Annotated in this window: 20 protein-coding genes; 15 read left to right on the top strand and 5 right to left on the bottom strand. The window is 56.9% G+C overall.

Going from position 1 to position 19,531, the window contains the following annotated elements:
• Positions 1 to 108: 108 nt before the first annotated feature.
• Positions 109 to 336, top strand: a complete 228-nt coding sequence (locus AC27FC_RS09615) for a DUF2754 domain-containing protein (RefSeq protein WP_196354775.1) — start codon at positions 109 to 111, stop codon at positions 334 to 336.
• Here the strand turns inward: AC27FC_RS09615 and ddlA are convergent.
• Positions 333 to 1,433: a D-alanine--D-alanine ligase gene (gene ddlA, locus AC27FC_RS09610; protein WP_196354774.1), complete on the bottom strand. Its 1,101-nt coding sequence runs from the start codon at positions 1,431 to 1,433 to the stop codon at positions 333 to 335. The genes AC27FC_RS09615 and ddlA overlap by 4 nt on opposite strands.
• 103 nt (positions 1,434 to 1,536) lie before the next feature.
• Here ddlA and AC27FC_RS09605 point away from each other — a divergent pair, with 103 nt between their 5' ends.
• From AC27FC_RS09605 to adrA, 6 genes are all read left to right on the top strand, one after another.
• Positions 1,537 to 2,220, top strand: coding sequence for an extensin-like domain-containing protein (locus tag AC27FC_RS09605; RefSeq protein WP_196354773.1), 684 nt, complete (start codon positions 1,537 to 1,539; stop codon positions 2,218 to 2,220).
• 168 nt (positions 2,221 to 2,388) lie between these two features.
• On the top strand, positions 2,389 to 3,603 hold the full coding sequence (locus tag AC27FC_RS09600; RefSeq protein ID WP_039263891.1) for a multidrug efflux MFS transporter: 1,215 nt from the start codon (positions 2,389 to 2,391) through the stop codon (positions 3,601 to 3,603).
• A 210-nt stretch (positions 3,604 to 3,813) separates the two neighbouring features.
• Positions 3,814 to 4,074, top strand: a complete 261-nt coding sequence (gene iraP / locus AC27FC_RS09595; protein WP_024906786.1) for an anti-adapter protein IraP — start codon at positions 3,814 to 3,816, stop codon at positions 4,072 to 4,074.
• A 99-nt stretch (positions 4,075 to 4,173) separates the two neighbouring features.
• Positions 4,174 to 5,589, top strand: coding sequence for an alkaline phosphatase (phoA, locus tag AC27FC_RS09590; RefSeq protein ID WP_033144745.1), 1,416 nt, complete (start codon positions 4,174 to 4,176; stop codon positions 5,587 to 5,589).
• Positions 5,590 to 5,678: 89 nt separating this feature from the next.
• The gene (gene psiF / locus AC27FC_RS09585) at positions 5,679 to 5,999 is read left to right on the top strand and encodes a phosphate starvation-inducible protein PsiF (RefSeq protein WP_023334671.1); all 321 of its coding nucleotides are present in this window, start codon (positions 5,679 to 5,681) and stop codon (positions 5,997 to 5,999) included.
• Positions 6,000 to 6,101: 102 nt separating this feature from the next.
• The gene (gene adrA, locus AC27FC_RS09580; protein WP_033144746.1) at positions 6,102 to 7,205 is read left to right on the top strand and encodes a diguanylate cyclase AdrA; all 1,104 of its coding nucleotides are present in this window, start codon (positions 6,102 to 6,104) and stop codon (positions 7,203 to 7,205) included.
• A 14-nt stretch (positions 7,206 to 7,219) separates the two neighbouring features.
• On the opposite strand, the gene proC is transcribed toward adrA, so the two are convergent.
• On the bottom strand, positions 7,220 to 8,029 hold the full coding sequence (gene proC / locus AC27FC_RS09575) for a pyrroline-5-carboxylate reductase (protein WP_023310536.1): 810 nt from the start codon (positions 8,027 to 8,029) through the stop codon (positions 7,220 to 7,222).
• Between the two features lie 97 nt (positions 8,030 to 8,126).
• On the opposite strand from proC, the gene AC27FC_RS09570 reads away from it, so the two are divergent.
• From AC27FC_RS09570 to ppnP, 5 genes are all read left to right on the top strand, one after another.
• Positions 8,127 to 8,585 (top strand): YaiI/YqxD family protein, encoded by a 459-nt coding sequence (locus AC27FC_RS09570; RefSeq protein WP_033144747.1) that lies wholly within the window; start codon positions 8,127 to 8,129, stop codon positions 8,583 to 8,585.
• Between the two features lie 143 nt (positions 8,586 to 8,728).
• Complete coding sequence (gene aroL, locus AC27FC_RS09565) at positions 8,729 to 9,253, top strand: shikimate kinase AroL (protein ID WP_032639634.1); 525 nt, start codon at positions 8,729 to 8,731, stop codon at positions 9,251 to 9,253.
• Positions 9,254 to 9,297: 44 nt separating this feature from the next.
• Positions 9,298 to 9,489 (top strand): protein YaiA, encoded by a 192-nt coding sequence (gene yaiA, locus AC27FC_RS09560; RefSeq protein WP_032638425.1) that lies wholly within the window; start codon positions 9,298 to 9,300, stop codon positions 9,487 to 9,489.
• 237 nt (positions 9,490 to 9,726) lie between these two features.
• The gene (locus tag AC27FC_RS09555; protein WP_008503271.1) at positions 9,727 to 10,404 is read left to right on the top strand and encodes an AroM family protein; all 678 of its coding nucleotides are present in this window, start codon (positions 9,727 to 9,729) and stop codon (positions 10,402 to 10,404) included.
• Between the two features lie 71 nt (positions 10,405 to 10,475).
• The gene (gene ppnP, locus AC27FC_RS09550; protein WP_008503270.1) at positions 10,476 to 10,763 is read left to right on the top strand and encodes a pyrimidine/purine nucleoside phosphorylase; all 288 of its coding nucleotides are present in this window, start codon (positions 10,476 to 10,478) and stop codon (positions 10,761 to 10,763) included.
• 48 nt (positions 10,764 to 10,811) lie between these two features.
• Here the strand turns inward: ppnP and rdgC are convergent, their stop codons facing one another.
• Positions 10,812 to 11,726, bottom strand: a complete 915-nt coding sequence (gene rdgC, locus AC27FC_RS09545; protein WP_023310540.1) for a recombination-associated protein RdgC — start codon at positions 11,724 to 11,726, stop codon at positions 10,812 to 10,814.
• A 123-nt stretch (positions 11,727 to 11,849) separates the two neighbouring features.
• Between rdgC and mak the strand changes: the two genes are divergently transcribed.
• Positions 11,850 to 12,755: a fructokinase gene (gene mak / locus AC27FC_RS09540; protein ID WP_045400629.1), complete on the top strand. Its 906-nt coding sequence runs from the start codon at positions 11,850 to 11,852 to the stop codon at positions 12,753 to 12,755.
• A 156-nt stretch (positions 12,756 to 12,911) separates the two neighbouring features.
• On the opposite strand, the gene sbcC is transcribed toward mak, so the two are convergent.
• Positions 12,912 to 16,043: an exonuclease subunit SbcC gene (gene sbcC / locus AC27FC_RS09535; RefSeq protein ID WP_196354772.1), complete on the bottom strand. Its 3,132-nt coding sequence runs from the start codon at positions 16,041 to 16,043 to the stop codon at positions 12,912 to 12,914.
• A complete protein-coding gene (gene sbcD, locus AC27FC_RS09530) occupies positions 16,040 to 17,245 on the bottom strand; it encodes an exonuclease subunit SbcD (RefSeq protein ID WP_196354771.1) in 1,206 nt (401 codons plus the stop codon). The genes sbcC and sbcD overlap by 4 nt, the downstream gene beginning before the upstream one ends.
• A gap of 187 nt (positions 17,246 to 17,432) precedes the next feature.
• Between sbcD and phoB the strand changes: the two genes are divergently transcribed.
• Both phoB and phoR read left to right on the top strand, forming a co-directional pair.
• Positions 17,433 to 18,122 (top strand): phosphate response regulator transcription factor PhoB, encoded by a 690-nt coding sequence (phoB, locus tag AC27FC_RS09525; RefSeq protein WP_008503265.1) that lies wholly within the window; start codon positions 17,433 to 17,435, stop codon positions 18,120 to 18,122.
• 21 nt (positions 18,123 to 18,143) lie between these two features.
• The gene (gene phoR, locus AC27FC_RS09520; protein ID WP_048975262.1) at positions 18,144 to 19,439 is read left to right on the top strand and encodes a phosphate regulon sensor histidine kinase PhoR; all 1,296 of its coding nucleotides are present in this window, start codon (positions 18,144 to 18,146) and stop codon (positions 19,437 to 19,439) included.
• Positions 19,440 to 19,531: the final 92 nt, after the last annotated feature.

Genomic DNA, 19,531 nt, shown 5'->3' with positions numbered 1-19,531 from the left:
AATTTCGTCACTTAAGTGAAATTGCGTCGCGTTTCAGAATTTCCGTATCTGCCACAGACCTGGCCGTAAAACTGTGAGAGGATGTCTTTTTTTCCTGCCGGAGTTGTTATGAAGCTCACGTCCAAACTACGCCGTGACTGGCACTATTACGCCTTTGCTATCGGGCTGATCTTTATTCTTAATGGTGTCGTGGGCCTGTTGGGGTTTGAAGCAAAAGGATGGCAAACCTATGCCGTCGGGCTGGTGACCTGGGTGATAAGTTTCTGGCTGGCGGGGCTGATTATCCGCCGTCGTCCTGAAGAGACGACAGCGGATGAGGCGAAGGGCGTCGATTAACCGTTTACGGAACTTTTAAGCGCGCTGTCGGCGGCGTGACGCTCCAGCGCCAGTTCGATCAGGCGGGTGATCAGTTCCGGGTAGCTCAGGCCGCTGGCCTGCCACAGTTTCGGATACATGCTGATGTTTGTGAACCCCGGCAGCGTGTTGATTTCATTGATCACCACTTCGTTTTCCGGCGTCAGGAACACATCCACGCGCGCCATGCCGCAGCAGCCGAGCGTCTGATAAGCGCGAATGGCGATCGCCCGGATCTTATCGTTAATCGCCGGATCGATATCCGCAGGAACGACAACCTGCGCGCCTTTGTCATCAATGTATTTGGTGTCGTACGAGTAGAAGTCGCTGTTTAAGACCACTTCGCCGCAGGTGCTCGCCTGTGGAAAATCGTTGCCCAGCACGGCGCACTCAATTTCACGGCCTTTGATGCCCTGCTCAACCACCACTTTATGGTCGAACTCAAACGCCAGACGGACGGCCTGCGTGAACTCTGCTTCGCTGGTGACTTTGCTGACGCCCACGGAGGAGCCCTGGTTTGCCGGCTTCACAAACAGCGGCAGACCCAGCTCTCCGCTAATTTGCGCGAAGCTGTGCTTGTCGCGGTTGGCGCGGGTGAGGGTCACAAATGGCGCAATATTCAGCCCGGCATCGCGCAGCAGGCGTTTGGTGACGTCTTTGTCCATGCACGCGGCAGAGCCGAGGACGTCCGAGCCGACGAACGGCAGGTTGGCCATGCGCAGCATCCCCTGCAGGGAACCATCTTCGCCCAGGGTGCCGTGAACGATAGGGAAGACAACGTCGATCTGGGCGAGAGCCTGAGCGTTGCCGGCGTCGATGAGCTGCCCCTTCAGGACGCCGGGTACGGTGGCGACGCTCACTTCCGAAGGATTAAGGGCGATATGCGCCGGGTCGTGAGCATTCAGCAGATACTGGCTGGCATCATTAACGTGCCACTGGCCCTGTTTATCAATGCCCAGCAGCACCACGTCGAAACGGCTTTTATCGATCGCATCGACGATATTTTTGGCCGATTGCAATGACACTTCGTGCTCCGCTGATTTTCCCCCAAAGACAATACCTACGCGCTGCTTAGCCATCTCACTCTCTTCCAGTCTGACGAAAAGCCAATAACATACCACGATGCCCGGCGGGTTTCGCGGCCTTCTGCCATAATGTTTTGGGGAATGTTGAGGGGGGAGAGTGAAAGGAAAAACGCTGCTGACCGTATTCATCATTGTGGCCGTTGCAACGGTGGGTTACCGCTGGTTGCCGCCTTACTACAACCCTTTCATGCCGCTGACGCTTGACGACCCGCCGGGCCGTATCACCCAGTATAAGCTCCGGCGCTTAACTCCCGAGGCGTGCGCGACGCTGCTTTCGCAGGCTAACCAAAGAGATCTTATCCGCACCCAGCCGGTGGCCGACAGCGGCGGCGCGTGCCCGCTCAACAACGTTGTGCGCGTGCGTGACTTCGGCCCGGTCGGCCTGAACAGCAGCTTTCTTGCCAGCTGTCCGCTGGCGCTCAGCTCTGCGCTGTTTATCAGCCAGCAGGCCCGGCCGCTGACAAAACGCTATACGGGCAGCGACCTGGCGCGTATCGACCACCTCGGCAGCTTTGCCTGCCGCAATATTTACCACCGCCCTGACGCGCGACGCAGTGAGCATGCCACGGCGGAGGCGCTGGATATCGCAGCCTTTCGGCTGGCGAACGGGGAACGCGTCACGGTGCTGAACGGCTGGAAGGCGGCAACAACGCAGCCATGGCTGAAGGCCATGCTGGCGGCAAGCTGCGGCTACTACGGAAACGGCCTGGGGCCGGAGTATAACGCGGCGCATGCCAACCATTTTCATCTGGGAATGCGCGGTTTCGGACTCTGTCGGTGAAGCATAATATTCCGCCAGAAAATGGATGAATTGTGACTTATTTCACAAATATGATGACTGGGAAGATAAAACACCAAAGTCAGTCGGGCCGCATCTCTGGTGCGACGTCAAAACGCGTAACTTGCTAATCTGTAGGCGAATTCGCCTAAAAATGAAGACTATTTCTTTATGGAATCCTGGAAAGTTAATCTTATCTCGGTCTGGTTCGGCTGCTTCTTTACCGGGCTGGCCATCAGCCAGATCCTGCCGTTCCTGCCGCTGTACGTCTCGCAGCTGGGGGTGACCTCGCATGAAGCGCTCTCCATGTGGTCCGGCCTGACGTTCAGCGTCACGTTTCTGGTCTCCGCCATTGTGTCACCGATGTGGGGCAGCCTGGCGGATCGTAAAGGCCGAAAACTGATGCTGCTGCGCGCCTCGCTCGGGATGGCGATTGCCATTCTGCTCCAGGCCTTCGCCACCAACGTCTGGCAGCTGTTTTTCCTGCGTGCGGTGATGGGGCTGACGTCAGGGTACATTCCGAATGCCATGGCGCTGGTCGCCTCTCAGGTGCCGCGCGAGCGTAGCGGCTGGGCGCTGAGTACGCTCTCCACGGCACAGATCAGCGGCGTCATCGGCGGTCCGCTGCTGGGCGGTTTTCTGGCGGACCACGTCGGGCTGCGCGCGGTATTTATCATCACCGCGATCCTGCTGGTGGTCAGTTTTCTGGTCACGCTCTTTCTTATCAAAGAGGGAGGCCGCCCGGTTATCAGTAAATCTGAACGCCTGAGCGGCAAGGCCGTCTTCGCCTCGCTGCCCTATCCTGGACTGATGATCAGCCTGTTTGTGACCACTATGGTTATCCAGCTTTGTAACGGTTCGGTCGGTCCGATTCTGGCGCTGTTTATCAAGTCGATGGAGCCGGAAAGTACAAATATCGCTTTTCTGAGCGGCATGATTGCCGCCGTGCCGGGCGTATCCGCTCTGATTTCCGCGCCGCGTCTGGGAAAACTGGGTGACAGGATCGGCACGGCGCGCATCCTGATGGCGACGCTGATCTTTGCGGTCGTGCTCTTCTTCGCGATGTCGTTTGTCACCTCTCCGCTTCAGCTTGGCGTATTGCGATTTCTGCTCGGGTTTGCTGATGGTGCAATGTTGCCTGCGGTGCAGACCCTGCTGGTTAAATATTCCAGCGACCAGGTGACGGGGCGTATTTTTGGATATAACCAGTCATTTATGTATCTGGGGAATGTTGCCGGTCCGCTTATTGGCGCATCCGTTTCCGCGATGGCCGGTTTTCGTTGGGTATTTGCGGCCACGGCGATTGTCGTTTTAATCAATATTATCCAGCTGGCTATTGCGCTGCGTCGCCGCAGACAAATGGCGGAAGCGAAATCGGCGAGATAATCGTTTCGTTGATGTATTATATATTCTTATGGTAGCCGCATTTTTATATAACAAAATGCGGCGCTTCTTTATAGAAAAACGTTTCGCTCACCGCGGCGGTCCTTTATTTTCATTCCTGAATCAATTTTGCATACCATAATAAATTTCTTCTCTTTGCATTATGGATTCAGAATGCTAACTTCAGACAAAACTGAAAAAGGAACTGGCACGATGAAAAATCTCATTGCTGAATTGCTGGTCAAGCTGGCACAAAAGGAAGAGGAGTCAAAAGAGCTGGTAGCCCAGGTCGAAGCGCTGGAAATTGTGGTCACCGCGCTGCTGCGACAAATGGCGAAAACCGATCAACAGGCGTTGATTGAGAGCGTGGAAGGCGCGCTGGACAGCGTCAGGCCTGAATCGCAGGTTCCGGTTGAGGATGCCGAGATGCTCCACCAGTACGTAAAGAAGCTGTTAAGGCATCCGCGCAGCTAAACCGTCACAGGACGTAACGACGTGTCATAGAATTGTCATGCAGGATGCCTATAGTCGCTCTGTTTTTATTTTTATGTATTTGTACATGGAGAAAATAAATTGAAACAGAGCGCACTTTTCATCGCATTACTTCCCCTGTTAATTACCCCTGCCATTTATGCCGATACTGCCCAAACCAGCGTGCTGGATAATCGCGCGGCAAAAGGGGATATCACCCAGCCTGGCGGCGCACGCCGTTTATCAGAAGATCAAACTGCCGCTATTCGCGCTTCGCTGAATGATAAGGCGGCGAAAAATATTATTCTGCTTATTGGCGATGGAATGGGGGATTCCGAAATCACGGCGGCGCGAAATTATGCCGAGGGTGCGGGCGGCTTTTTTAAAGGCATCGACGCATTACCGCTGACCGGACAATATACCCATTACGCGCTGGATAAAAAAACCGGTAAACCGGATTACGTCACGGACTCCGCGGCCTCTGCTACGGCGTGGTCCACCGGCGTGAAAACCTATAATGGCGCGCTGGGTGTGGATATTCACGAAAAAGATCATCAAACCCTTCTTGAGATGGCAAAAGCGGCGGGCCTGGCGACCGGCAACGTCTCCACCGCTGAACTTCAGGATGCAACGCCCGCGGCGCTGGTGGCGCACGTGACCTCGCGTAAATGCTACGGTCCGTCAGTGACCAGCGAAAAATGCCCGACGAACGCGCTGGAAAAAGGCGGCAAAGGCTCGATTACGGAACAGCTGCTGAACGCGCGTCCTGACGTGACCCTCGGCGGCGGCGCGAAAACCTTCGCAGAAACCGCAACGGCGGGCGAGTGGCAGGGCAAAACGCTGCGCGAGCAGGCGCAGGCCCGCGGCTATCAGCTGGTGAGTGACGCAAATTCTCTGGCAGCCATCACCGAGGCGAACCAGGACAAGCCGCTGCTGGGGCTATTCTCTGACGGCAACATGCCTGTGCGCTGGGAAGGACCAAAAGCCTCTTATCACGGCAATATCGATAAACCTGCCGTAACCTGTACGCCTAACCCGAAACGCACGGACAGCGTACCGACGCTGGCGGCGATGACCGATAAAGCCATCTCTCTGCTGAGCAAGAGCGAAAAAGGGTTCTTCCTGCAGGTTGAGGGCGCGTCGATCGATAAGCAGGATCATGCGGCGAATCCGTGCGGTCAGATTGGCGAAACCGTCGATCTGGACGAAGCGGTGCAGAAGGCGCTTGAGTTCGCGAAAAAAGACGGCAACACCCTGGTGATCGTCACCGCGGACCATGCCCATGCCAGCCAGATCATTCCGGCAGATACTAAGGCCCCGGGCCTGACGCAGGCGCTGAATACCAAAGATGGCGCCGTTATGGTGTTGAGCTACGGCAACTCTGAGGAAGAGTCCATGGAGCACACCGGCACCCAGCTGCGCATTGCGGCCTACGGCCCGCACGCGGCAAACGTGGTAGGCCTGACCGATCAAACGGATCTGTTCTACACCATGAAGGCGGCGCTGGGTTTTAAATGATAAAATCCCGGCGGAAATCACATCTGTCGGCTGGTTTTTTTCCTGTCACGAACCAGACTTACAGGGAATGTTCACAAAAGGATGGTGCAATGAAAACAACATTACTGGTTACTCTGCTCTCCGGCCTGTTCCTGGTCGCATCGGCGAACGCGGAAGAGAAGACGCTAACGCCGCAACAACAGCGTATGACCACCTGTAATCAACAGGCGACGTCGCAGAGTCTGAAGGGAGACGCCCGCAAGACCTACATGAGCGACTGCCTTAAAAATGGCGCCGCGAAGCCGGCTGAAAAAAGCCTGACGCCGCAGCAGCAAAAAATGCGCGAGTGTAATGCGAAAGCAACCGAACAGTCCCTGAAGGGGGACGACCGCAGCAAGTTCATGAGCGCGTGCCTGAAGAAAAAAGTGTAGTTCAAACGGGTGAGCGGCTTCGGCGGCTCACCCGAAATTTCATACTTTCCCCGCAGACCCCCTCTCTATAATTTGGGAAAATGTTTCAGAATATTCCCAAAAATGATGAATGATGAAACGTATTACAACAAAAAGCGCATTCGGGAAGAGTGGAATTTAACCCTTTCTCAGGATGACCCTCACCGCGCCGGCATTCAGTTTGCCCGGCGAGTTCGGCTGGCGCGCGCCGTCGGGCTGGCGGCGATGTTTTTCCCCGTTGCGGGGATGCTGGTCACCCATTTTTTACCCGGTGGCTGGTGGCTTTTACTGGTGGGGTGGGCGTTCGTCTGGCCCCATTTTGCCTGGCAGCTGTCCTGCCGCGCCGCTTCACCTCATCAGCAGGAAATTTTCAATCTTAAAATCGATGCCATTATCGCCGGGCTCTGGATAGGCGTGATGGGGATGAATGCATTACCCACCGCAGCGCTGGTGATGATGGTGGGGATGAATATGATGGGTTCCGGCGGCTGTCGTCTGTTTATCCCGGGGATCGCGTTGACGCTGCTCTCCGCGCTGGTGACCCTGCCACTCGTCGGGAAAGTGGCCGTCTTCAACCCCGACCTCGTGGAGTGGGGCTTAACGTTACCCGTGCTCGTGCTGTATCCCATGCTGTTTGCCTGGCTCAGCCACCGAACCGCCGTCAGGCTTGCGGAACATAAGCAGCGGCTGGAAATGATGAGCACCCGCGACGGGATGACCGGGGTCTTTAACCGTCGGCACTGGGAAATGCTGCTGCGAAATGAATTTGAGCATTGTCGGCGCGACCACAGCACCGCCACGATATTGCTGATTGATATCGACCACTTTAAAAACATCAACGACACCTGGGGGCACGACGTGGGCGACGAGGCGATCATTGCTATTACGCGTCAGCTCCAGCGGTCGGTACGGTCAGGCGATGCGATCGGTCGGTTTGGCGGGGATGAGTTTGCGGTGATCATGTCGCAGACCGCGGCGGAAAGCGCCATCGCCGTGATGTCGCGACTGCATGAGCGGCTGGAAAAACTGACGTTACCGTGCGCGCCAAAAGAAGCGCTGCGCATCAGCGTAGGCGTTGCCCCCTGGGGGCCGCAGTTTGGACATTATCGGGAATGGCTGAAGGCGGCGGACGTGGCGCTGTACAGGGCGAAAAATGCCGGGCGCGGCCGCACCGAAGTGGCTGCCTGACGCCCGGTCAGAAATCAGGATTTACTCAGCTTCTCTGATTTTTCCATGCATTTTGCCATCGCTTCAATGACGGCCGAGCGGAATCCGCGCTCTTCCAGCACCCGCACCGCTTCGATGGTGGTACCGCCCGGGGAGCAGACCATATCTTTCAGTTCACCCGGGTGTTTGCCGGTTTCCAGCACCATTTTGGCGGAGCCCATGACGGCCTGCGCGGCGAACTTATACGCCTGCGCGCGCGGCATTCCGCCAAGCACGGCGGCGTCGGCCATCGCTTCTAAAAACATGAACACATAGGCAGGGGCTGAGCCACTCACGCCGACCACCGGATGGATCATCGATTCGGCAATCACTTCTGCCTCACCGAAGCAGCGGAAAATATTCAGCACGTCGGCCACTTCTTCTGTGGTCACCAGCGCGTTAGGCGTGACGGAGGTCATTCCGGCATTGACCAGCGAGGGGGTATTGGGCATGGCGCGGACGATTTTACGATCGTGACCCAGCGCGCGCGCCAGCTGATCGAGCGTGACGCCTGCGGCAATCGACACGACCAGCGTCTCTTTATTCAGGCTGGAGGTGATATCGCTCAGCACTTTGATCATGATGTTTGGCTTGACGGCGCCAAAGACGATATCGGCGACCTGGGCGACTTCCTGCGCGCTTTCGGCGGCGTTGATCCCATATTGATCGCGCAACTCGGCGACTTTGTCCGGTGACGGGGTATAGACCCAAATCTGACCCGGCAGCACCTGCCCGCTGGCGATCAGACCGCCCAGGATGGCTTTGCCCATGTTACCGCAGCCGATAAACCCGATTTTCTTGTCCATCACGATTCTCCGTCATTATGCGTTGTTTTCTCTGATTGATAGCTTAACAACGAAATGCAGGCGACAATAGTCGGCAGACTCATTATGGGGAGACAATATGGCGATTTGGGTTGATGCGGACGCGTGTCCGAACGTGATTAAAGAGATTTTATTTCGCGCCGCCGAGCGCGTTCAGATGCCGCTGACGCTGGTGGCGAACCAGAATATTCGCGTACCGCCTTCGCGGTTCATCCGCTCCTTGCGCGTGCCGGCCGGGTTCGACGTGGCGGATAACGAAATTGTTCGCCTGTGCAGCGTGGAGGATCTGGTGATCACGGCGGATATTCCGCTGGCTGCCGAAGTGCTGGAGAAAGGGGCGGCGGCGCTCAATCCGCGCGGGGAGCGTTACTCGCCTTCGACCATTCGGGAAAAGCTCACCATGCGCGATTTTATGGATACGATGCGGGCCAGCGGCGTGCAGACCGGTGGACCGGACAGCCTGTCCCAGCGCGATCGCCAGCAGTTCGCTGCCGAGCTGGATAAATGGCTGCTGGAAGTGAAGCGCCGCACAGCGTAATGATAATTATTGTCAATTTGTGGTACAGTGTGGCCTCCACAGGGTTGTCATCCCGTACCGCTTTGCAGTAAAGTAATCGCAACATCTTCTGCAATTATTTCTTTACACTCTTCAGCCATTCGGCATCAAGGGGAACACCTGGCATGACCCAACCCATCTTTTTAGTTGGCCCCCGCGGCTGTGGGAAAACCACCGTTGGCCTGGAGCTGGCACGCGTGTGTCATCGCCAGTTTGTTGATACCGACCACTGGCTGCAAACCGAGGCCGGAAAAACCATCGCCGAGATTGTTGAGCAAGAGGGATGGGAGAGCTTTCGCGCGCGCGAAACCGCCGCGCTGAAAGCGGTCACCACCCCGTCAGCCGTGATCGCGACCGGTGGCGGCATTGTTCTGGCTGAGTGTAATCGCCACTTTATGCGCGAAAAGGGGATTGTGATTTATCTCAGCGCGCCGGTGTCGGCCCTGGTTGGGCGTCTGGAAGCCTTTCCGGAAGAAGGGCAACGCCCCGCGCTGACCTCCAGGCCGCTCAACGAAGAGGTGAGCGAAGTGCTGGCCGAACGCGATGCGCTATACCGCGAAGCGGCTCACCACGTGGTGGATGCGTCAGCCTCTCCCGAAGACGTTGTGATTCAGATTATTACCGCCCTGCGTTTGGCTTGTGCCAGCTAACCGGCGTCTATACTTATAGCTCAGACATAAAAAAAGGATGAGCTATGCCAACCAGACCTCCCTATCCGCGTGAAGCACGCATTGTTACCGTTGAAAAAGGCCAGACGGGTCATACCGTGACCTGGTATCAACTGCGTGCCGATCACCCCAAGCCGGACTCGCTGATCAGTGAACACGAGACTGAACAGGAAGCGCTGGATGCGAAACGGCGCTATGAAGATCCCGATAAAACCTGACCCTTTTCCTAAACGTTCCAGTATCGTGCCTGAATCACACTTTTTACTCATCGGGAAAGTTAAGCAGGAGTTAATATTTAGTTATTACAAGTAACTCCGGTATCGGCAGGCGATCTTTACATTTCGATGTCGGGATCACCTGCTACGCTTGGTGCTGTTTTGTTGAAAAAATGAACTGTGCAGCGTAGTGAGCCTGTACCTGTATGCACGATGTTGGAGTAATGGAAGGCGATCAAGATGAAGGCAACGTTGGCGATCCTCACCATTGGTGTGGTCCCTGTAAGCGAAGTGTTACCGCTCTTAACCGAGCATGTATCTGAACAACAGATAACGCATCTTAGCCTGCTGGGGAAGATGAGTCGGGAAGAGGTCATGGAAGACTACGCTGTCGAGGCGGGGGAGGATCCCCTGGCGACGTTATTAAGCGACGGTAAACTGGCGCACGTTTCGCGTCAGAAAATCGAGCGCTCGCTGCAGGGCGTAATAGAAGTGCTCGATAATCAAGGTTATGACGTTATTTTGCTGATGAGCACCGCGCCCATTAAGGGGCTTACGGCGCGTAATGCGATTTTGCTTGAGCCGATGCGGATCATTCCACCGCTGGTGGCCTCCATCGTGGATGGTCATCAGGTGGGGGTGATTGTGCCCATTGAGGAGCTCATGGATAACCAGGAAGCAAAATGGCACGTGCTGGAAAAAGTGCCCTTGTATGCGCTGGCAAATCCGTTCTGGGACAGTGAGGCAAAACTTATTGCTGCCGGGAAGGAACTGCTTGAGAGAGGAGCAGATGTCTTGATTCTGGACTGCCTCGGTTTCCATCAGCACCATCGTGATCTGCTGCAAAAAGCGCTGGATGTGCCCGTGCTGTTATCCAACGTTCTGATGGCTCGCCTGGCCTCGGAACTCCTCATGTAATGATTTTTCGTGACAGGTGATGAGCATGGCCCCTATAGTGAATTTTTATCTAAAAATATAAGGGCCAGTTCATGCTTCAAAGTAACGAATACTTTTCCGGTAAAGTGAAATCCATTGGTTTTACCAGCAGCAGCACTGGCCGCGCCAGTGTCGGCGTTATGGCGGAAGGGGAATACACCTTTGGCACGGCGGAAGCTGAAGAAATGACGGTCGTCAGCGGTGCGCTGAACGTCTTACTGCCGGGTGAAACGGAATGGAAAGTTTACGCTGCCGGGCAAGTTTTCAACGTCCCTGGCCACAGCGAGTTCCATTTGCAGGTCGCTGAACCTACCTCTTATCTGTGCCGCTACCTGAAATAAAAAATAAGCCGGGTGGCGCTAACGCTTACCCGGCCTGCGTTTTGCCTGTTATCTCTGCGCTTCGCCGCCGAGACCTTCCACCAGATTCTGAATCAACGCGGCCAGCTCGCCGGTCATCAGGATGAAGTCCGCGTCAAAGCGCTGGGCATAATCTTCCCTGTCGATATCTTCGTTCTGATCGCGCAGCTCGTCGCAGAACTTCAGACGCTTCACGGAGCCGTCGTCGCACATCACGAACTGAATGCGCTGCTGCCAGTCGAGCGCCAGTTTAGTGACCACTTTACCCGCTTCGATGTGGACGGCGATCTCGTCGCTCACCAGATCCTGCTTCTTCGCGCGGATCACGCCGCCATCTTCCAGCAGGGCTTTCAGCTCGGCTTCATCAAGGATCTGGAAACCCTGAGCCGCAGCGCCGCTGCGTACCCATTCGGTCAGCGTCAGCTCGATCGGCGTTTCCAGCGCCAGCGGAACGACCGGTAAAGATCCGATGCTTTTACGCAGCAGGGCCAGCGTATCTTCTGCTTTCTTGGCGCTGGCGCAGTCCACCATGATCAGCCCGTTGACGGTGTCGATCCACATCATGGTCTGGCTGAAGCGGCTGAAGGCGCGCGGCAGCAGGGAGTGCAGCACTTCGTCTTTCAGCGAATCTTTCTCGGTCTTTTTCAGCTTGCGCCCCTGTTCGGCTTCCAGCTTGAAAATTTTCGCTTCGAGCGCCTGCTTAACCACCGGCGTCGGCAGGATTTTCTCTTCTTTACGGGCGCAGACGATGATTTGACCCGTGCTGCTGGCGTGGGTCAGTGCATCGCTTTGTGAACCCATTGGCGGAACCCAGCCGGTTTTCGCCATATCCTGGCTACCGCAAGGGGAAAAGGTATAAGCGGCTAACTGTTTTTCCATCTCTTCTGCACGCAGCGAAACGTCGCGGCTGAGACGGTAAACCATCAAATTTTTGAACCACAGCATGATAATTTCCACGGCCTTGTCGTTAAATCAGCGGGCATGATAACGAATTGTCGCATCGCTTGCATTGCTAATCGGGAAGCGTGCTTCTACTCTGTTGATAATCAAAATAATGAGGAGAGTCTTGTGCGTATTGGGATCGATTTGGGCGGCACCAAAACAGAAGTTATCGCACTGAGCGAGCAGGGGGAGCAGCTGTTCCGCCACCGTCTGCCGACGCCGCGCGATGATTATCACCAGACTATCGAGACGATTGCCAGCCTGGTTGAGATGGCAGAGCAGGCGACAGGGCAAACCGGCAGCGTCGGGATGGGGATCCCGGGGTCGATCTCGCCGTATACCGGGGTGGTTAAAAATGCCAACTCCACCTGGCTCAACGGTCAGCCGTTTGATAAAGATTTGAGCCAACGTCTGAACCGGGAAGTGCGTCTGGCTAACGACGCCAACTGCCTGGCGGTCTCTGAGGCCATCGACGGCGCGGCGGCCGGTGCTCAGACCGTGTTTGCCGTGATTATCGGTACCGGCTGCGGAGCGGGCGTGGCGTTCGGCGGGCGCGCCCATATCGGCGGTAACGGCACCGCGGGCGAGTGGGGACACAACCCGCTGCCGTGGATGGATGAAGACGAGCTTAAATACCGCGCTGAGGTGCCGTGCTACTGCGGAAAGCAGGGCTGTATTGAGACGTTTATCTCCGGCACCGGTTTTGCGACCGACTACCACCGCTTAAGCGGCCAGCCGCTTAAGGGCAACGAAATCATGCGTCTGGTCGAAGAACAGGATCCGGTCGCCGAGCTGGCCCTTAGCCGCTACGAAATGCGGCTGGCGAAATCCCTGGCGCACGTGGTGAATATTCTCGATCCGGACGTGATTGTGCTCGGCGGCGGCATGAGCAACGTCGACCGGCTGTACGCCACGGTACCGAATCTGGTGAAACAGTGGGTGTTTGGCGGCGAGTGTGAAACCCCGATCCGCAAAGCTGTCCACGGTGACTCCAGCGGCGTGCGCGGCGCGGCGTGGCTGTGGCCGGAATAAAAGCAAATAATGTTTATTCCCTCTCCCTGTGGGATAGGGCCAGGGTGGGGCAAGGTAAAAGCAAAACAGCAACGCAAGTTGCTGTTTTTGGTGTTTTTACCCTCTCCCTGTGGGAGAGGGCTAGGGTGAGGGCATCAGACCGCACCGACCTACCATTCAGCCCACCGCAAATTCCTTATCCAGCCTGCTATAACCCAGCCCGTTGATCTTCTTCACCTTGATCTGCACCGGAATGCGCTCTTTCATTGCCTCTACGTGGCTGATCACGCCGATGGTTTTCCCGGTGGCGTTCAGCGCGTCGAGCGCATCCAGCGCGGTATCCAGCGTTTCACTGTCGAGCGTGCCGAACCCTTCATCCAGGAACAGGGAATCGATCCGCGTCTTATGGCTCACCAGATCGGAAAGAGCCAGCGCCAGCGCCAGGCTGACCAGGAAGCTCTCGCCGCCCGAGAGCGTTCGGGTATCGCGAACCGCATCCGCCTGCCAGGTATCGACCACTTCCAGCTCCAGCGCGTCGCTGGCCTTGCGCTGCAGCAGATAACGCCCGTGCAGACGGTTAAGCTGCTGGTTAGCAAGCCAGACGAGATTATCCAGCGTCAGCCCCTGCGCGAACTTGCGGAACTTGTCGCCGGTGCTGGAGCCGATCAGCGCGTTCAGATAACCCCAGTCATCCGCCTGGCGCGCGGCCTCTTCAATTTGCTGCATCAACGCCAGCTGGTGCTGACGGTTATCGCTGTCCTGCTTCAGCTGCTGGCGGATCTCGCCCTGATGCGTGGTGTTCTCGCGAAGCCTTTCCGCCAGCTGCTGCAGCTGGCTTTGCAGCGCAGGAGCATCGGCGTTGAGCCCTTCCGGCCGCAGCGCCAGATGAGCCTGCAGCTGCTGGTTAGCCTGGCCGGAAAGGGCCGCGGCCTGCTGTATCTGGCTTTCCAGCGACTGCTTCAGCTGTTCGAGGTGGCGAATAGCGTCGTCATCCAGCAGCGCGGCAAGGAACGCGTCCCGATCGGCAAAGCAGCTCGCTGCGAGCGCCGCGGTGAACTGCGTCTGCGACTGCTGCAGGCGCTCTTGCTCCAGCTTTTCCTGCTGCTGCTGCGCGCTGAGCTGGCTTTGTAGCGACACGCATTCATCGTGAACGTCGCGCCAGCCGTCAGGAATGGCCGGTTCGGCCTCTTCGCCGTTCGTTTCCGGAAGCGTGTCGAGCAGCGGCTTCAGCGCGTTTATGCGTTCCAGAAGCACGCCGTGCTGCGTTTGTTTCTCCTGCCACTGCGCGAATTCCGCTTCGCGGGCGTGCAGCCAGGCGGCTTCATTGCCGTCTTCAGGTACGTTAAGCGATAGCGAGAGCAGGGTGTTTTCCAGCGCCTGGCGCGCGGCCGTCAGCTGCTGCTGATACTGTCGCTCCAGCACTTCCTGCTCGTTTAGCTGGTTTTGCAGGGTCAGACGCTGGCTCAACTGATAAAGCTGGCGCTCGTACTGTTCCTGCTCGTTCATCCATGGCGTGATATCTTCCTGAATATTCAACGCTATGTTCAGGGAAGCGCAGGCCTCCATCCACTCTTTAGTGAGCGCTTGCTCTTCCTGAGAGAGAGTCTGCGCTTCGTCTGTCTCGCGCTGGATCTGCTGCGTCAGGGCATTAACCTGTCCCAGCACCAGCAGGCCTTCCTCTTTAAGCGCGGCGACCTCTTTTTCCAGGGTATCGCGGCGGCGCTGGTTATCCGTCAGCTCAAGCGACTGGTATTGCGCAACGGCGGGGTGTTCGCTGGAGCCGCACAGCGGACAGGGTTTGCCGGCCTCAAGCCGGGAACGATAGCTTTCCAGGTCTTTAATCGTCGCTTCGCGTTCGCAGAGGGCTTTAAGATCCAGAAAGTGCTGGTGTTTCTCTTTGTACTGCTGGCGACGCAGCGTCAGCGTTTCATTGAGTTTGTTTTGATCGGCCTGGGCCTTCTGCACGCTTTCACCGCTCTGGCGCAGGCGCTTTTGCAGCGGCTGATAGCGGGCATGCAGCGACGTTAGCCGCTGGCGCAACGTGCGTGACCGGGACTGCTGCTCCATGGCCGCGCTGACCTCATCCGCCGTCAGCGTAAGCGCATTTTCCGGCATCTCAGCCAGCCTGTTGCGTAATTCACCCATCCGCGCAGCAAGCGAGGATAACTGCGTTTTGTCGCGGTTAAGCTGTGAGAACTGGGCACGCCAGCCGGCAATCTCCTGCCCCAGCAGGCGATAGCGCTCGTGCTCCGCCAGCCACTGCGCCAGCGCCTTCAGTTCGGTCTGAAGCTGCCCATGATTACGCTGGGCGGTATGACGGATCCGCGCGCGCAGTGCGGTTTTGGCTTGTAAGCGAGTATTTACTTCAACAATTCGCTGCTGGGTTTGCGTCAGACGCGCGGTTTGCTCCTGCTGGTGCTCCCAAAGCGGTCGAAGCTGGGCGGCGGGCAGAGCAAGCTGGAGCTTTGCCAGCTCTGGCGCAGCGTTCGTCAGCGCCTGCTGCGCCTGCTGCTGCATCACAGTGACGCGCTGTTGCTCAAGCACGAGCTCATCATGGCGCGTAAGCCACTGAAAATCTTTCTGCTGGCTTTGCTGCTGAACCAGCAGGGTTTTCTCTTCGTCAGTAAGCGCCTGCAAACTTTGCTGCAACTGCTGCTGCTGTTCTTCGCTCAACAGCACGACGCCCGCCGCCTGCGCCTCGCACTTTTCAAGCACGCTGCGGGCGGCTTTGTGTTTCTCAAACACCATGGCGGAAATCTGGCCGTAGATCTCGGTGCCGGTCAGCTCTTCCAGCAATTCGGCGCGATCGCTCGGCCTGGCATTAAGGAAGGCGGCAAACTGCCCCTGTGAGAGCAGCATCGAGCGGGTGAAGCGGCCATAGTCCAGCCCGGTGAGCGCAGCGGTTTGCTCCAGCTTATCCGTCACTTTGTCGGCCAGGATTTTGCCATCTTCGCAGCGCGCCAGCTCCACGCGCGGCGCCTGCAGGTTGCCGTCCGGCTGGTTGCGCGCGCGGTTCTGGCTCCAGAATGCGCGATAGGCGGTGCCTTTTACCTCGAACTCCACTTCCGCCAGGCACTCGGCGGTGTCGCGCGTCATCAGGTCGTTTTGCGCCTGAGAGACCTTCTGCAGGCGCGGCGTTTCGTGATAAAGCGCCAGACAGATGGCGTCGAGCAGGGTGGTTTTACCTGCCCCGGTCGCGCCGGTAATGGCAAACAGCCCGTTGCTGGCAAACGGCTCCGCGGTAAAGTCAATTTTCCACTCGCCCTTGAGGGAGTTGAGATTTTTCAGGCGCAGGCTCAAAATTTTCATGCGTTTTCTTCCTCATCATTGAGCGCATGCAGGGTATGGCTGAACAGTTCGCTGAGTCTTGCGCGCTTCGCGTCGTCAATTTCCTCCTGCGAGAGCCTGCGTTCAAACACCTCTTCAACCCGAAGCTCACTGAGCGTTTCACGTTGAGCGCTTAACAGAATTTTCTCGCGCTGCTCGCGGCTGCGGCGTACCAGTAAGACTTCGACGGGTAAATCTTCCGTCAGCGCCTGTATTTTACGCTGCATATCGTGCAGGTAGTCGTCGGTGGTGATTTCGATATCCAGCCAGACGGGCGGGTTAAGCGCTGTTCCGCGCCACTGCTCAAGCTGGGCGGTAATGGCGGCAAGATCGCCCTTCAGCACCGCCAGCGGCTGGGTGACCGGGACCTCCAGCGTCTCGACGGCGTGAAGTTTTCCCTCGGAGAAGCTCACCAGATGGACGGACTTGGCTTTGCCCGTTTCGTCAAAGCTGAGCGAAAGAGGCGAGCCGCAGTAGCGGATGTGCTCGCTGCCGCCGACGATCTGCGCCCGGTGAATATGTCCGAGCGCAATGTAGTCGGCTGGCGGGAAGTTCTGCGCCGGAAAGGCATCCAGCGTGCCGATATAGATCTCACGTACGGCGTCACTTTTACTGGCCCCGACGGTGGTGAGATGGCCGGTCGCAATCACTGGAATCCGCTGCTCGCCCCGTAGGGCGCAGGCATCGGCGTGCTGCTGGTGATAATAGTCGGTGATGGCCTGCAGGAGATGCTGCTGTTTTTCCGCGCCCGACAGCCCCGCCTGACTTTGCACGATGTCCCGCGGACGCAAAAAGGGAATGGGGCACAGCACCGCCCCCGGCGTGCCGTCGCGTTTTTTCAGGATCTGCGGGGCGTGCCCGGCGCTGGCGACGACGGTGGTATTGAGAAATGCCAGGATGTCGCGGGATTCATTGAGCGTCGCGACGGAATCATGGTTACCGGCGACAATCACCAGATGACAGCCGGTTTGCTGCAAATTCACCACGAAGCGGTTGTACAGTTCACGCGCATAGCTGGGGGGCGAGCCGGTATCAAAGATGTCACCCGCCACAATAATCGCGTCCACCTCGTGTGTCCGGGCCGTTTCCAGCAGCCAGTTCAGGAAAGCTTCATGTTCAGCCGCACGGCTTTTGCTGTAAAAATTTTGACCCAGATGCCAGTCCGAGGTGTGAAGTATGCGCATAGCTGATCCGTGGCAAAAAAGAGAAAGCAGGATTATAAACGTTCAGAGACGGGAAAATAACCGCTGTAATAAAACAACGGTTTGCCCGTTATCGTGGTACTGTTTTTCATAAATCTGTCATAAATCTGACGCATAATGGCGCCGAATTACAAACTTGTAACTTAAATAAGATAAGACAGGGCAAAGTATGGCGAGACGTATTCTGGTCGTAGAAGATGAAGCTCCAATTCGTGAAATGGTGTGCTTCGTGCTCGAGCAAAACGGCTTCCAGCCGGTTGAAGCGGAAGATTATGACAGCGCAGTGAACCAGCTGAATGAACCCTGGCCCGATCTGATTCTGCTGGACTGGATGTTGCCCGGCGGCTCCGGACTGCAGTTTATTAAACACCTGAAGCGTGAAGCGCTGACTCGCGACATCCCGGTTGTGATGCTCACGGCGCGCGGAGAAGAAGAGGATCGCGTTCGCGGTCTGGAGACCGGCGCGGACGATTACATTACTAAACCGTTCTCTCCAAAAGAGCTGGTTGCCCGCATTAAAGCCGTGATGCGCCGTATTTCGCCGATGGCGGTGGAAGAGGTGATAGAGATGCAGGGGCTGAGCCTTGACCCCACCTCACACCGCGTCATGACCGGTGAAAATCCCCTCGACATGGGGCCTACCGAATTTAAACTCCTGCACTTCTTTATGACCCACCCGGAACGCGTTTACAGCCGCGAGCAGTTGCTGAATAACGTCTGGGGAACTAACGTGTATGTCGAAGACCGGACGGTTGACGTACATATTCGCCGCCTGCGAAAAGCACTGGAACTGAGCGGCCACGATCGCATGGTGCAGACGGTCCGCGGCACGGGTTATCGTTTTTCTACCCGTTTCTGAACAATGACAGGAGTGTGACGCGTGCTGGAACGTCTGTCATGGAAAAGGCTCGTCTTTGAACTGATCTTATGCTGTATTCCGGCCTTCCTTCTGGGGGCCTTTCTTGGACACCTGCCGTGGTTTCTGCTGGCGTCGGTCACCGGGCTGCTGATCTGGCATTTCTGGAACCTGCTGCGCCTCTCGTGGTGGCTGTGGGTTGACCGAAGTATGACGCCGCCGCCGGGAAGCGGCAGCTGGGAGCCGCTGCTGTACGGTCTACATCAGATGCAGATGCGTAATAAAAAGCGTCGCCGCGAGCTGGGAAGCCTGATTAAGCGTTTTCGCAGCGGTGCAGAGTCGCTGCCGGATGCCGTTATTCTGACGACCGAAGAAGGGACGATCTTCTGGTGTAACGGCCTTGCGCAACAGCTGCTGGGCCTGCGCTGGCCCGATGATAATGGTCAGAATATCCTCAACCTTCTGCGCTATCCCGAGTTCACGCTGTATCTGAAAAAGCGTGATTTTACCCGCCCGCACAATCTGAAGCTTAATAATGGTCGCCATCTGGAAATCCGCGTGATGCCCTACAGCGATAAGCAGTGGCTGATGGTGGCGCGAGATGTCACCCAGATGCACCAGCTGGAAGGGGCGCGTCGCAACTTCTTCGCCAACGTCAGTCACGAACTGCGTACCCCGCTGACCGTGCTTCAGGGCTACCTGGAGATGATGCAGGAGCAAACGCTTGAAGGCGCGCCGCGTGAAAAAGCGCTGCACACCATGCGCGAGCAAACGCACCGGATGGAAGGGCTGGTGAAGCAGCTGCTGACGCTCTCGAAGATTGAAGCGGCGCCAACGCTCGCGCTAAATGAGACCATTGATGTCCCGATGATGCTGCGGGTAGTTGAGCGTGAAGCGCAGACGCTAAGCCACAAAAAGCATCACCTGACCTTTGAGGTCGACAATACGCTGAAGGTGCTGGGCAGCGAAGATGAACTGCGGAGCGCCATTTCCAACCTGGTGTATAACGCGGTGAATCATACGCCGGAGGGGACGAATATCGTGGTGCGCTGGCACCATGCCCCAACGGGGGCTGAGTTTAGCGTGGAAGACAACGGGCCGGGGATCGCGCCTGAGCATATTCCGCGTCTGACCGAGCGCTTTTACCGTGTGGATAAAGCGCGATCCCGGCAAACAGGCGGAAGCGGCCTGGGGCTGGCAATTGTGAAACACGCGGTGAATCACCATGAAAGCCGTCTCGATATTCAGAGTACGCTGGGTAAAGGAACCCGCTTCAGTTTCGTTATTCCGGAACGATTAATTGCCAAAAAGATCGCCTGACGGCAGGCGTGTCATTTTACCTTTCCACGGGTCAGCGTCTGCTGGCCCGTTTGCTTTGCAGTCAAGCGAAACGCGGATGAATTTTATACGGC

Source organism: Enterobacter sp. C3_dUdeg (genome assembly GCF_057536195.1).
The sequence above is the reverse complement of the archived record's forward strand: the minus strand, read 5'-3'. Positions and strand labels throughout refer to the sequence as shown.

Bases quoted from the DNA above. Each gene is read 5' to 3' on its own strand.
- AC27FC_RS09615 (WP_196354775.1), top strand. From the start codon at position 109: ATGAAGCTCACGTCCAAACTACGCCGTGACTGGCACTATTACGCCTTT.
- ddlA (WP_196354774.1), bottom strand. From the start codon at position 1,433: ATGGCTAAGCAGCGCGTAGGTATTGTCTTTGGGGGAAAATCAGCGGAG.
- AC27FC_RS09600 (WP_039263891.1), top strand. From the start codon at position 2,389: ATGGAATCCTGGAAAGTTAATCTTATCTCGGTCTGGTTCGGCTGCTTC.
- iraP (WP_024906786.1), top strand. From the start codon at position 3,814: ATGAAAAATCTCATTGCTGAATTGCTGGTCAAGCTGGCACAAAAGGAA.
- psiF (WP_023334671.1), top strand. From the start codon at position 5,679: ATGAAAACAACATTACTGGTTACTCTGCTCTCCGGCCTGTTCCTGGTC.
- adrA (WP_033144746.1), top strand. From the start codon at position 6,102: ATGATGAATGATGAAACGTATTACAACAAAAAGCGCATTCGGGAAGAG.
- proC (WP_023310536.1), bottom strand. From the start codon at position 8,029: ATGGACAAGAAAATCGGGTTTATCGGCTGCGGTAACATGGGCAAAGCC.
- AC27FC_RS09570 (WP_033144747.1), top strand. From the start codon at position 8,127: ATGGCGATTTGGGTTGATGCGGACGCGTGTCCGAACGTGATTAAAGAG.
- aroL (WP_032639634.1), top strand. From the start codon at position 8,729: ATGACCCAACCCATCTTTTTAGTTGGCCCCCGCGGCTGTGGGAAAACC.
- yaiA (WP_032638425.1), top strand. From the start codon at position 9,298: ATGCCAACCAGACCTCCCTATCCGCGTGAAGCACGCATTGTTACCGTT.
- AC27FC_RS09555 (WP_008503271.1), top strand. From the start codon at position 9,727: ATGAAGGCAACGTTGGCGATCCTCACCATTGGTGTGGTCCCTGTAAGC.
- ppnP (WP_008503270.1), top strand. From the start codon at position 10,476: ATGCTTCAAAGTAACGAATACTTTTCCGGTAAAGTGAAATCCATTGGT.
- rdgC (WP_023310540.1), bottom strand. From the start codon at position 11,726: ATGCTGTGGTTCAAAAATTTGATGGTTTACCGTCTCAGCCGCGACGTT.
- sbcC (WP_196354772.1), bottom strand. From the start codon at position 16,043: ATGAAAATTTTGAGCCTGCGCCTGAAAAATCTCAACTCCCTCAAGGGC.
- sbcD (WP_196354771.1), bottom strand. From the start codon at position 17,245: ATGCGCATACTTCACACCTCGGACTGGCATCTGGGTCAAAATTTTTAC.
- phoB (WP_008503265.1), top strand. From the start codon at position 17,433: ATGGCGAGACGTATTCTGGTCGTAGAAGATGAAGCTCCAATTCGTGAA.